13 protein-coding genes are annotated in these 12,979 nt (G+C 47.8%); 5 read left to right on the top strand and 8 right to left on the bottom strand.

Annotation, left to right across the window (positions count from 1 at the left end; translation table 11 throughout):
• Positions 1-2 precede the first annotated feature (2 nt).
• Positions 3-608, top strand: a complete 606-nt coding sequence (locus ACFSUS_RS17505) for a hypothetical protein (protein ID WP_381524816.1) — start codon at positions 3-5, stop codon at positions 606-608.
• Entirely contained in the window at positions 592-1,647 is a 1,056-nt protein-coding gene (locus tag ACFSUS_RS17510; protein WP_381524817.1) for a hypothetical protein, read from the top strand. The genes ACFSUS_RS17505 and ACFSUS_RS17510 overlap by 17 nt, the downstream gene beginning before the upstream one ends.
• Here ACFSUS_RS17510 and ACFSUS_RS17515 read toward each other — a convergent pair.
• A complete protein-coding gene (locus ACFSUS_RS17515; RefSeq protein WP_381524819.1) occupies positions 1,640-2,149 on the bottom strand; it encodes a cupin domain-containing protein in 510 nt (169 codons plus the stop codon). The genes ACFSUS_RS17510 and ACFSUS_RS17515 overlap by 8 nt on opposite strands.
• Positions 2,150-2,228: 79 nt before the next feature.
• Complete coding sequence (gene tpiA, locus ACFSUS_RS17520; RefSeq protein WP_381524821.1) at positions 2,229-2,993, bottom strand: triose-phosphate isomerase; 765 nt, start codon at positions 2,991-2,993, stop codon at positions 2,229-2,231.
• Between the two features lie 237 nt (positions 2,994-3,230).
• On the opposite strand from tpiA, the gene ACFSUS_RS17525 reads away from it, so the two are divergent.
• A complete protein-coding gene (locus tag ACFSUS_RS17525) occupies positions 3,231-4,493 on the top strand; it encodes an aspartyl protease family protein (RefSeq protein WP_381524824.1) in 1,263 nt (420 codons plus the stop codon).
• Positions 4,494-4,513: 20 nt separating this feature from the next.
• On the opposite strand, the gene ACFSUS_RS17530 is transcribed toward ACFSUS_RS17525, so the two are convergent.
• Both ACFSUS_RS17530 and ACFSUS_RS17535 read right to left on the bottom strand, forming a co-directional pair.
• Entirely contained in the window at positions 4,514-5,548 is a 1,035-nt protein-coding gene (locus ACFSUS_RS17530; protein WP_381524826.1) for a sensor histidine kinase, read from the bottom strand.
• Positions 5,549-5,637: 89 nt separating this feature from the next.
• Positions 5,638-6,345, bottom strand: coding sequence for a response regulator (locus ACFSUS_RS17535; RefSeq protein WP_381524828.1), 708 nt, complete (start codon positions 6,343-6,345; stop codon positions 5,638-5,640).
• A gap of 308 nt (positions 6,346-6,653) precedes the next feature.
• Between ACFSUS_RS17535 and ACFSUS_RS17540 the strand changes: the two genes are divergently transcribed.
• A complete protein-coding gene (locus tag ACFSUS_RS17540) occupies positions 6,654-7,805 on the top strand; it encodes an AI-2E family transporter (RefSeq protein ID WP_381524831.1) in 1,152 nt (383 codons plus the stop codon).
• Positions 7,806-7,840: 35 nt separating this feature from the next.
• Here the strand turns inward: ACFSUS_RS17540 and ACFSUS_RS17545 are convergent, their stop codons facing one another.
• Positions 7,841-8,470 (bottom strand): LON peptidase substrate-binding domain-containing protein, encoded by a 630-nt coding sequence (locus ACFSUS_RS17545; protein WP_381524833.1) that lies wholly within the window; start codon positions 8,468-8,470, stop codon positions 7,841-7,843.
• Positions 8,471-8,492: 22 nt separating this feature from the next.
• A complete protein-coding gene (locus tag ACFSUS_RS17550) occupies positions 8,493-9,278 on the bottom strand; it encodes a cysteine hydrolase family protein (RefSeq protein ID WP_381524835.1) in 786 nt (261 codons plus the stop codon).
• 113 nt (positions 9,279-9,391) lie between these two features.
• Here ACFSUS_RS17550 and ACFSUS_RS17555 point away from each other — a divergent pair, with 113 nt between their 5' ends.
• A complete protein-coding gene (locus ACFSUS_RS17555; RefSeq protein WP_381524838.1) occupies positions 9,392-11,029 on the top strand; it encodes a cryptochrome/deoxyribodipyrimidine photo-lyase family protein in 1,638 nt (545 codons plus the stop codon).
• 448 nt (positions 11,030-11,477) lie between these two features.
• Here ACFSUS_RS17555 and ACFSUS_RS17560 read toward each other — a convergent pair whose 3' ends face one another.
• Positions 11,478-11,777, bottom strand: coding sequence for a hypothetical protein (locus tag ACFSUS_RS17560; RefSeq protein WP_381524841.1), 300 nt, complete (start codon positions 11,775-11,777; stop codon positions 11,478-11,480).
• Between the two features lie 20 nt (positions 11,778-11,797).
• Entirely contained in the window at positions 11,798-12,967 is a 1,170-nt protein-coding gene (locus ACFSUS_RS17565) for a porin family protein (RefSeq protein ID WP_381524843.1), read from the bottom strand.
• Between the last annotated feature and the right edge of the window lie 12 nt (positions 12,968-12,979).

Genomic DNA, 12,979 nt, shown 5'->3' on the forward strand with positions numbered 1-12,979 from the left:
CAATGAGAAAAGATAATTTAGAACGCTTCGTACGAGACAATCGCGAAGACTTTGACGACAAAGAGCCACCCGGCAACTTGTGGCAGAGAATAGAAGCCGGACTTGATAAACAGCAGCCTGACCAGAATGGACTGGACAAAGCATCGCCGTTTAAGCAAGTTTATAAAAATCCTTCTCAACGCAGTAGGCAAATTGGCTGGCCAGCACTCGACTGGCGAGTAGCCGCTTCCATTGCTGTACTACTGCTAGCCGGAGGCTTTCTGTATACGAACTACCAATATGGCGTCACGCGTCAGCCCGAAGTTGTGGCAGCAAGTCCGAGCTATGCTAAGGAGGTCGTGCAGTACACCCGGCTCATTGACGATAAGCGGGCCGAGTTGAAGCAAATGACTGAAGACAACCCAGAGCTCTATCAGGAGTTTGCGACGGACTTAAATCGACTTGAGCGCTCTTATCAATCCTTGAAAGCTGACCTGCCTAAAAATCCGAATCAGGAGATGTTGATTCAAGCTATGATTCAAAATCTGCAAATTCAGATTAACCTGCTCAATGAACAGTTGCGCGTTATTCAGCGCATTAAACAACAAACTAATGAAAACCCTGTGTAGCTTTTTGCTCTGCCTGTTGCCTATGTTCGCATGGGCAGAGGAGCCGACTGAATTCGGCATGATTGAACGAAAGAAGACGATTATCAAGATGTTCGACGTAGACGCTAAAGACAATCTGGTCGTGGATAATCAGTTTGGGCAAGTACTAGTAAACTTGTGGGATAAAAACGAAATACGTGTTAAAATAACGATTGCGGCCAATTCTGATTCTGATGAGCGGGTACAACGGTTTTTAGACGCCGTTTCGATCGAAGAGAAGCGTACCGGCAATCAAATTCTTATCCGTACACACTTTAGCCAGAGCACCTCATCAAACTGGAACGTCAACAGCTGGAAGAATGACAGTGAGCGTAACTTCGTCAAAATCAATTATGAGGTCACAATGCCCAAGCAAAACGCCTTGAGTGTGCGGAATAAACTTGGTAACATCAGCATTCCTACGTTTCATGCTGCCTTAACGGTTCACAACCGCTATGGAAACTTCAACGCCGATGAGCTGACGGGCGCACAAAACGATATTGATGTTGCCTATGGCAAAGCTACCATCCGCAGCCTCAACCAGGGAAAGCTGGACATTGCCTATGCCACCCTTGAGCTAGAAAAGGCGAATATGCTCACACTGAGCAATAAATTTGGTAAAATGAACATCGGCGATGTTGGTAAGCTTAATGCCGACATCAACTACTCAGGTGCCAAAATTGGCACCCTACGAGAATCAGCACGGGTAAACCTCGACTTTTCAGGCGGGTTTCGTATTGATCAGCTAGCCAAGACCGCCGATGCGGTAGATATTATCGCTTCCTATTCGTCAGTAGCTTTGCCGATCGCTGAAGCGAGTGACTGCGACTTTAACGTAACGGTCAGTTACGGCGGATTCAACTATCCGCGGTCAAATACGCTCCAGTTTAGATCGCAACCCGACAACAATAACGACCCAGTTAAGGTACGTACCAAAAAACAGTATTCGGGTAAGTTTGGCGACGGCACTGGACCCAAAATTCGGGTTGTATCATCTTTTGGCAGTGTGAATTTTAGGTAGTCAATAGTTCTATCACTGCCTGATGTTGAGGAAATTCAGGGAGTAGTGTGGTTCGATCGGCCAACTCGAAATCAGCAAAGTCGAACCCAGGGGCAACCGTACAACCAACGAGCGCAAAGGCCGGCCCGTCAGTAACTTCGGCGGGCTTAGATCCAAACCAACAGCCCGCCGGAACAACAGCCTGAAATACCTCGCCCCGATCAAGATTATTGCCTAATCGGATTACTGATAGTGTCGCGTCAGGCTTGATTACAAACACATCCAGTGGTTTGCCAGCGTAAAAATGCCAGACCTCGTCGGATTGGATACGGTGTAAGGCTGAGATGTGATGGCTTTCGAGCAAAAAATAGATGGCCGTTCCAAACGAGCGGTCTCCAGTAAAACGGTCAGGTAGGGCCTCAGCAGGTATCATTTCGGCGGACCGGTACATCTCGGCAAAATACCCTCCCTCCGGATGAGGCTGCATGTTGAGGGTCTTTACATAATAAGCGGCATCTTTCATGGCCTGGCTGAGTGAATACGTGATGGAGTGGATTAATCAGAGTTTCTCCATCACGTATTCACTCAATTACAATATGTCTTTACTGACGGGCTTTTACTACGTTCGTAAACTCCCGCGACTTTAGTGAAGCGCCACCGATCAATCCACCGTCAACGTCGGGTTGCGCAAAGAGTTCAGCTGCGTTCTTCTCATTAGCGCTCCCGCCGTAGAGGATGGTAGTATCCTGCGCCACCGTATCACCGTATTGACCCGCAATGTGCTGCCGTAGCTCAAAGTGCATGTCCTGCGCCTGACCTGAGGTAGCCGTCAGCCCTGTACCGATTGCCCAGATAGGTTCGTAAGCAATCACGACGTTGGCAAACTGCTCGGCCGATAAATGAAATAAGCTCTCCGTAATTTGGTCTTTTACAAAGCCCAGGTAATCGCCGTTTTCGCGGAGATCACGCGACTCTCCGCAGCAAAAGATCGGCTTAAGTCCATGTTCTAAAACGATATTGACTTTCTCAGCCAGTTGCGCGTTGGTTTCGCCGAAATATTGGCGCCGTTCGCTATGGCCCAGAATAACATACTCGACGCCAATGGACTGGAGCATCGGAGCTGAAATCTCGCCCGTATACGCACCCGATGCTTTCTCATGGCAGTTCTGAGCACCAAGCGAAATCTTGCCTCCCGTTGGCACATACTGCCGGAACGTAGTCAGGTACAGAGCCGGTGGGCAGAGTACAACCTCAACCTCTCCGGTGATCTCATCCTTAATCATATTTACCACTTCAGACAGCAACGCTTTTGCTTCTTCGGCAGTTTTATTCATTTTCCAGTTTCCGGCAACGATTTTTTTACGCATAATAAATTAATAATGTGTTCAGAACCAGTTTCTTTGAATCAAACAAGCGAACTACTTGTTGGTCAATCACGGGCGAAATTAGAGCTTTTCGGCTGAACAGCTTAACCGACGTAATGCTAAATTTTAACTGGCTGATGATCAGTTCGAGAAACCGTTTATTTATGGGCTAAACCGATTGTTTAATTTTTGTGTTATTCTAGTAAAAAATACGTAATTTCAATGTCATAAACACTCTACATGAAAACGCTGGTGTTGGTAATTGGGCTGATAGGCATCTGTTTGGCTGCGCGAGGGGACGACCACAAGCGTACGCCTGACAAGGATCGCTATGGCTTTTTCATTGCTGGCAACCGTACATGGACCCGCATTCCATTTCAGCTTCACTCCAATCTTATCATTGTGCCGGTAAAGGTTAACGATTCCGACACGTTACACTTCATTCTCGATACGGGTGTTAGCAATACCATCATTACCGACCCTAGTGCTTTTAAAAAGCGCCCCTTAACCTTGACTCGCAAAGTTAAGCTCACGGGTGCCGGTGAGGGCGGAAGTTTAACGGCCTCGGTTGCCATCGACAATCATTTAACCATGGGGGGGCTGCGGGCATCGCACCACAACCTTGTTATTCTGGACGAAGATATTTTACACCTCTCTGAATACGTTGGCACTCCAGTACACGGCATTTTCGGCTATGAGATCTTTGCCAATTTCGTTGTGAATGTCGACTTTCAGCGTCGCGAGATTACCTTGATGCAGCCGAAAAAGTATCATTATCGCAAGCGGAAAGGCGATCGCTACCCCATTACCATTCAGGATACGAAAGCCTACACCGACGCCCTATCGGTGTTCGACGGTGAAAAGTCGCTGCCATTACGCGTAGTGTTAGATACTGGTGCCGGACATGCGCTACTACTTGACCGATCGCGAAGTACGGCCACTATGCCACTTCCCGAAAAAAGCATTCGGGCGCAGCTGGGCCGAGGGCTGAATGGCATTATTCACGGCAGTATGGGACGGATTCAAAAGATACGGTTCGGCCGGTACGAGTTGGATAACATCCTGGCTTCTTTTCCTGATAGTATGGCATTTGGCATGAAGTTAATAGACATGCCTGAGCGGCAGGGTAATGTTGGCTGCGAATTACTACGTCGGTTTAACGTTACGTTCAACTATCCCGATCGGTATGTCGTCCTGAAGCCGATTAAACGGCTCATGCGCGAAACGTTTGAGCACGATATGAGCGGATTAGAGCTCAAAGCCCGAGGGGAACGCTTCCGTAATTATTACGTAGATAAGATCGTGGAGGGCTCTCCAGCCGACATGGCAGGCCTGCAAGAGGGCGACGAAGTCTTGTTTGTAAATAATAGTTCTACCAACGAACTAAGTATCAGTGATATCTATAAAATCCTGCAGAAAGGTGAAGGCAAAGAAGTTTCGGTACTAGTTCGGCGGAACGGCCAGATCATCATAACCGCCTTTGTGCTGAAGCGACTCATCTAATGTAGCTAATCAGGCTACACTTAGTCCATCTTATCGAGCTTAAAGCGAAAAGTGGTGCCTTTTTCAAGCTTACTCATCACAGTAATCTTGGTGTTATGAGACTTCAGAATGTGCTTCACAATGGCGAGTCCTAGGCCAGTCCCCCCCCGATCTTTAGAGCGGCTTTTTTCGATTCGGTAAAACCGCTCGAAAATACGGCTTAAGTGTTCAGGAGGAATTCCGGGACCATCGTCCTTAACTGACACCAAGATGTGCTTCTTTTCTTCCTCCAAACTGACAAGTACCCGGCCGTTCTCATTGCCATATTTCACGGCGTTCTCAATCAGGTTAGTCATCACCTGCATAATGCGCTGAGGATCTGCCTTTACCCAGACTGGACCTGGGTGTGGTGTTTTCATTCGGAGCGAGGTGTGTTTGGCATGGGTAATTTTTTCTAGTTGCTCAAAAATCTCGTGCGTTACCTGGGCTAGATCAACGCGACCAAAATTCATTTTGACTTCGCCCGTTTCCAGTTGCGAAAGCGCCACCAGGTCTTTTACGAGTGCATCGAGACCATCCAAGCTTTTAGCCGCTTTAGACAAGAATTTGTCCCGCACGTGTTCGTCGTCAATTGCCCCATCAATGAGGGTATGAATAAAGCCCTGAGCCGCAAAGATGGGCGTTTTCAATTCATGCGATACGTCGGCCAGAAACTCCCTCCGAAACTGTTCCAGCCGCTTCAATTCGTCGATTTCCTTTTGCTTCTTGGCGACATACACGAATATCTCATCATTGAGCTTTTTAAACGGATTGGTATTCTTGATGATCGACTTACGGGAGATCGTGAAATCACGAATCTTAAGCTTATGAATAGTCTTGTACATTTTATTGACTTCCCGAAATACGAGCAGTTCGATAGCGTACAAGACCAGGAAAAATGAGATGACAAACGACGAAACACCCACCACGAACAACATATTGTTCGTGACACCATCCACAAACGTTAAAAACGCCAGTGTCAGGGCTGAGATCAGACAGGCCAGCAACAGCGCAATGAAGCGGGGACTTAAGGACATAAGACAAAGATAAAAAGAGCGAAAGAGTGAAAGAGCGAAAGTTTTACCACTTGGGCTACTTTCGCTCTTTCACTCTTTCGCTCTTCTACTTATTCCGGCTGATCAGTAAACATATAGCCGACGCCTTTCAGCGTACGGATGTGGGTATCGCCAATTTTTTCGCGCAGTTTACGAATGTGGACGTCAACCGTTCGTTCGAGAACGTAGATGTCGGCTCCCCAAATTTTCTGAAGCAACTCTTCGCGACTAAACACTTTGTTGGGATGCTGAGCGAGGAAGAACAGCAGTTCAAATTCTTTTTTGGGTAAAATTACCGACTTGTCGCCCTGACTTACGGAGTAGTTTTTACGGTTTATGCTAAGATCGGCAATCGTGATCTGTTCGCCGGGATCAGCTTTTTGCGCTTCACGACGAAACAGTGCATTAATCCGGCTCATCAACGCACGGGGCTTAATTGGCTTAGTGATGTAATCGTCAGCCCCAACGTCAAAGGCGGCTACTTCAGAGTATTCTTCCGAACGAGCAGTCAGGTATAAGATATACGTCTGGCGCAGCTCAGGAATATCGCGCAGCTGTCGGCCGGCCTCAATGCCGTCCAGATGCGGCATCATGATATCCAGCACGACCAGCTCGGGCAGATACGTTCGAGCTACTTCAATCGCTTTACGACCGTCGGTGGCCGTACGAACGTCGTAGCCTTCTTTAGTGAGATTGTATTCGAGCATCTCGACGATGTCAGCGTCGTCATCCACGACTAAGATGCGGTGCAGAGGTTGAGCGGCTTTGGCAGCACTCATACGAAGCAAGATTGGTGAGAACAGTCTGCCATTTCGACAGGTTGCCCGAAGTTACGCGGCTTATCCGCAACGTTACGATAAAGTATTGCATCCTTAACAAAAATTTAACAGCAACGGGGCTATTTTGTTCGCTGCTTTGGTACTCATTACAAGTCATTTGACATTGTAATGTTGCCTATTCTCTGTTTAATTAGGGTCTATTAAAAAATGATTAGCTGGGCGACAAACATCCGGTGCATCTAGGGTACATTTGCTTTGACCGTTCACTCAGATAACGATATGGTCATTAATGATGTTTACCACGTATCATGGACACTCGCTCACCGGAGATTCAACTCCCCCCCTACGCTAAGCTTGTTTGCATACTGCTTTCTATAGTAATAATCGTGTATGGCTTACATACACTTCAGGGATTACTTATTCCACTTGTTTTTGCTATTTTGTTTGCTGTATTGCTCTTCCCACTAGCCAGTCGGCTCGAAAAGTGGCATGTACCCCGCATTCTAGCCATCATCATTTGTCTGATTCTAACCCTAACGGTTATTGTTGGAATTCTCTATGCCGTTTCCATGCAGATCAGCAGCTTCGCTCAGGTACTTCCTCAATTAGTTGAGCGGGGCAATGATTATCTCAACCAAATACAAACTTATGCCGATGAGCACTTAAACATCGATCGGAAAAGGCAAGTAGCGGAGGTCCGAAAGTACCTTAATCAGGCTTTATCGGAAGGCGGGGCCATTCTTACATCTACCTTATTAGCCACAACCAGCACATTAACTGACGTTTTTCTGGTCTTATTATTTATCTTCTTTTTTTTACTCTACCGCGATTTTTTCCGGTCTTTCTTCTACCGAGTTTTCAACGATACGCGTCGATCTAAAATAGATACCGTCCTACAGGGTATTTATATGGTGGTGAAGGATTACCTGGCAGGATTGTTTCTGGTCATTCTGATCATTGGCACTCTGATGACGGTTGGCCTGCTTATTCTAGGCATTGATTACGCCGTATTCTTTGGTTTTTTTGGCGCGTGCCTGGTTCTGATTCCGTACTTCGGTATCTCAATGGGATCGTTATTGCCAGCCGCTTATGCGCTTGTTACCGAAGACAACCCACTCAAAGCGCTGGGCGTAATTGGGGTTTTTCTGTTTGTGCAAACTCTGGAAGGCAATTTCATTACCCCCTACATTGTCGGATCAAAAGTTAGTATTAACCCGCTTGCGGCTATCATTGTCTTAATTCTATGGGAAAACGTATGGGGGCTGGCCGGGCTAGTACTGGCACTACCTATGACGGCTATTATTAAGGTGATTTTTGACTCGGTAGACTCGTTAAAACCTTACGGCTTTCTGCTTGGTGAAGCCGAAAAGCCCCGCCCACCAATTAAAAATCTGCATGAGCTAGCCGAACAGTTGCCAAAACGGGCTAAGAAGATCGGTGATGTAGACGAAAAAAGTTAGAAGGCGTGCTGTTAATTGAACAGCCTTCTTTGTGGTTAGAAATTTAGCGGGTCAAGGTTTTTGAAGTGACCATTCATTCGAATGCGTTGCTTCGTGCGCTCCATGTCCGACACAACCGGCAGTACGTTGTTAAGATGTTGAATTAGGAAAAGCTGTCGTTCCGCTTCAGTATCTAGTGTCAGTAGTTCGTACTCCTGCTCGACCGATAAGCCAACTTTGTGCGCCACTCGATATGAAAAATTCTCGGCCGATGGTTCATAATCGGTTTCAATTTGCAGCAGATCGTAAAGCCGCTCCAGTCGTTCAACCAGTGCGGCTGCGTGTGCGCTAAAGCTATCACCTGGTTCGACCAGCTCGACCTCGCCACCCGCATAGAGCTTACCCGGCACCGGATTCTCGAAATTAACCAGCCTAAAAACAGTCAGCCCTTTCGATTTAATGTCCATTCGCCCGTCGTCGTAGCGTTTATGCAGCGTTGTTACGTGCATTTCGGTACCGTAGCCGGGCAGTTTGTTATTGATGAACGCCGGGATGCCAAAGGTTCTTTCCTCTTCGATGCATTCACTAATGAGCTGACGATATCGGGGTTCAAAAATATGTAGGTTCAGATCCTCGCCAGGATAGACTATAAGGTTTAGCGGGAATAGGGGTAGCGTCTTTTCCATACGGCTGAAAAGGTACAGCTTTTTAGCTGAAAACCGCCTTTGATTCCATGAAACGCACATTTTTCGCTCGTGCTTCGGCATAAATTGAGTCTGCGAGATGACCTAGGCCCGTTACATCCGACGTACAATCCGTTACGACAACTACCTTGGGCACCAACCCGGGTGCAAAGTCCAGGATCTGTTTTAAACTGTTTGCCACGCAATGCGACTTAGCTTCGCCCATCAGATAAACGGTATCGAAGCGCTCTAAGTCAGCAATTAGTGAGGTATTAAGTTGCGTCTCCGATACATCTGGGTCTGCCACCTGTGCCCGAAAGATACCGAAGTGCTCCGACAAGGGGTGCAAGCCTTTAGGCACAGCTACATAATCCAGTTCGCGCTGCCGCGACCAGTCTTTGAGCGCATCAAGCAAGGTATCGTGCAGAGCCGCCCCCCGCGAGCCGATCAGGCAGTGCTCGGGCCAAATGAAATGCTGAAATTGCCCATCGGCTTCCAGATCACGAACGTATTGCTGTGCTTTTTCAGTCTCAAAGCGGGCTGTCCAGCGGCCAGTGGTTACGTCTTCGGCCGTAATTTGGGTGAAGGGAGCCGGGTGGTCGCCATCGGCATCCTGCCAGAATAACGGATGAGCTATATCGAGCATATGGTGCGTATCGAGCGTCACGACAATATGATCAATCTGATCGGCATGATGACGGATCAGACCAGCCATTCGTTCGACGTCCTGCTCAGCACCCGGCACAAACAGGGCACCATCGGGATCGCAAAAATCGTATTGGGTGTCAATGATCAGAAAAGCGTTTTTCACGAGTTGTTCGTTCTTAAATAGACGGTCAACGGCACTAGAAATAGCGGGTTGAAAATTAAAAAACAAATGTAAGGCACAAGGGCTTTCTCTTATCCAGTCTTAATAATTCATAGATGAAATCGCGAACGGCCATCAACATTCTTTGGTTTAAGCGGGACCTGCGCCTTCGCGATCATGCGCCCTTACGAGCCGCCATTGACTCAGGCAAGCCACTATTGTTACTGTATTGCTTTGAACCATCTGTTTTAGCTGATCCAAACTACGACCTACGCCACTGGCGGTTTGTAACCGAATGCCTGGCCGACCTAAACCAGCAATTACCAGCTTTTAAAGAACAAGCTAAAGTAGTTCAGCCAAATTCTTTTATCTATGAGTGGCTTCCATTTACTTTTGATGACGAACCTGCACTACTCGATTCTGGCGGCCAGCCAGCGGTTTGGGTATTCCATCGAGAAGTTATTGATATATTTAGCGCCTTGCATGAGTATTTTGCTATCGATACCATTTTCTCGTACGAAGAAACGGGCCTGCGCGTTACGTATGACCGCGACAAAGCCGTTACCGCTTTCTGTCAGAAAAACAGCATTAAGTGGCAGGAGTTTCAGACAAATGGCGTGATTCGACGATTAAAGAACCGGGACACCTGGCCCGACGATTGGCAACGTACGATGCGGGCTTCGCAGGAACACCCCGATCTGGCCCGCTGGCAACCGGCTGCTCTCGATACTGACTGGTATAAACACCACAAAGGCGAAGCATTGCCCATTGAATGGTCAACTCCGAATCCTCAATTTCAGCCAGGTGGTGAGCATAACGCCCACCGGTACATGCACAGCTTTCTGACTGAGCGCATTGCACTCTATGCCAAATCAATCTCTAAACCGCTCGAAAGTCGACGTGGCTGCAGTCGCTTATCACCGTATATAGCGTGGGGCTGCTTAAGCATACGCCAGGTGTATCAGGCGCAGATGCAGGCGGCCAAGCACCCACCCTTACCTGGCTTAGGGCAGCAGTTTAGTGCGTTTGCATCGCGGCTGCGTTGGCACTGCCATTTCATTCAGAAGTTTGAGAATGAAGACCGGATGGAATTTGAGAATATCAACCGTGCTTTCGACGAGCTGCAAAAGAACATTAACAATGCCCAATACGTCGCCTGGCGCGATGGAAACACGGGTTACCCGATGGTCGATGCCTGCATGCGCTGCTTAACGGCTACAGGCTACATCAACTTTCGAATGCGGGCAATGCTTATGTCGTTTTTGAGTCATCATTTGCTCCAGCACTGGAAAGAGGGCGCATTGCACATGGCTCGCATATATACTGATTTTGAACCGGGCATTCACTACGCTCAAATTCAAATGCAATCCGGTATGACCGGCACCAATACCGTACGTATTTATAATCCTGTGAAGCAATCGCAGGACCACGACCCAGAGGGCGTTTTTATTAGACAATGGGTTCCCGAACTAGTCAACTGCCCGACAGCTTACATTCATGAACCCTGGACAATGCCACCGTTGGAACAGGACATGTTGAACTTCCACGTCGGCACTGACTACCCCACCCCTATTGTTGACATTACGTTAACGGCGCGGGAAGCCCGGATTAAGCTCCACCAGCCCCGCCAAACCGAAACAGGCAAGAAAGAGCAGGAACGTATTTTGAAGAAACACGCAATTCCGCATAGTGCGTCTAACAAAAAGCAAAAGGTGGCTTCACCATCCCAGACCAATGATCACGCTAATCCGTAGTGATAAATCTAACCTCGAACTATAATAATAGCTGTATACATTGCTCCTGTCATATAATGTCGCTTCTGGTCCTCCATTGATATCTATATATCCCCTTCGACCTAAGCGTTGCTGGACTCCCCATTGGATGGCTAACGAAGGTGTATTAAGAAGACCTAGCTTAGAGGTCTGAGTAGTATACCGGGTATCCAGTGTTGATAAGTTGTATTCTTTATTGCGGATGTAATAATATACAGAACGGCGGGCTTGTATAGCTACGTAAGACCCAGAAAAATTATTAGCTGATTTACCGTTTTTAATTCGGCGAGACATAGCGTAGTAATAACGAACCGCAGCCTTAGCGGACGTTGATAAAATCAAACTACGTTCTACGCCCCAGAATGTAGAGGCTGACGGGCCACTACTTGGTACCGTCTGGGGATCAAGTAACAAGATATCCGTTTGATTATCAAGTCCTAGTTGATGGACTCAATTTTCGCTCAATAGTTAACTCTGTATTAAGACCTGCCGAGAATTTTCCGCCTATTCGCGAAAACGTAGCCGAAGTAAGTATTCCACCAAATTTAATAAGCGTTTTCTCCTCAACATTGGCACGGGTGATATAGCGTATTAGCCGTTTGATTTCCTCTTTTGATACTTTCTCGTCTTCGGTTCTGTATTCGGTCCTGACAGAATCTGTCTGAGCCTCTGCATTAATGAGGCTAATAGAAAGATAACCAAGGAACAGGTAAAAGTGAATTGATTTCATGGGAGTAGAAAAGTTAAGACCTAACGAAACGCCCATCCCAGGGTCGCTTGAAATGAGTGAAAGCCGCCATAAGGCGTAGTTGAAATCTGGATCAGATCTCGCTGGTACCGTATATCGGCAACTAGTTTACTGGTTAGGTTGTAACTAGCCCCTAGCATAAGTCCACTGGTTGTGTGAGGCTGCACAGCGGGGTTAGGCTTTCCTTCTGTTTCGGAGCTTCCGTTAAGGAAAAACGCCAGGTACGGCCCACCGTATAAATACCAGCGATAAGCAACTTCGTGCCGGAATAATAAAGGTGTTTCCAAATAGTTTAGATTAGCCGAGGCCGCCAAGTAACGGGTATTCCCTTGTTTGACTTCGTCAATACGGTAACCACGCTGGGCGTAGTTTATCTCACCCCGTACGGCCCATGTGAGTGAAAGAGGCATTTCGGCCCACAAGCCCCCAACAAGCTTTGTCCGATAGCGATCACCCGGCCCACGACCATTTCTACCGATCACATTAGCACCAAGTCGGACACCTACGCGTAAGTCGTCCCAGGGAATTGGCTTCATACCGAGTGAATCAGCCGACAGGCCAAACCGATACGTCGCCCGGACGCCCAGCGTTGTTGTGGGCTTGCCCTCGTCGGAGAAGTAGGCTGTTCCGTTAACGCCCACGGCCCAACGAGGAGACAGCCGGAAGTCATAGCCTGCACCCGCCATCGGAACAACACGCCGTGTATCTGTGTAACGAAGTACAGCATAAATATTACCGGGCGCGTATTCAACAAGGCTATCGATCCCAATTTCACGACGCCGAAAGATGGATAGTCCGGCTTGCACCTTTAGTTGATGCCTACGGCTCAGAATCGGCAGCGCAACCAACGACAAATCAACCATCTGCTGATTACGGCGGTAAAATTCTGTTAATCGATTGGGGTCGGCAAAGTAAGAAGGATTCTGACCAGACTTAAGCGGGTCAGCATTGGCTGATGCTCCCCAGGCTAACCCAAAAGCAATACCCAAGCGAGGGCCAAGGTACCCCGTAACCTGCTGGCGAATGGTCCAACCATTGTTGTCTGGTGAGGGGAGCCGAAGCGTATAGGCGCCTGTTTCAACCTCGAAACGCCTTGATTCGGGTGTTTGTGCGTGTAGTGTGCAGGAACTACCCGCTACAATTAAAGCGATATAAAAGAGATGACTTTTCATGATGCGTAGCAA

The sequence above is a fragment of the Spirosoma soli genome, assembly GCF_042684525.1.
Classification (GTDB): Bacteria; Bacteroidota; Bacteroidia; order Cytophagales; family Spirosomataceae; genus Spirosoma; species Spirosoma soli.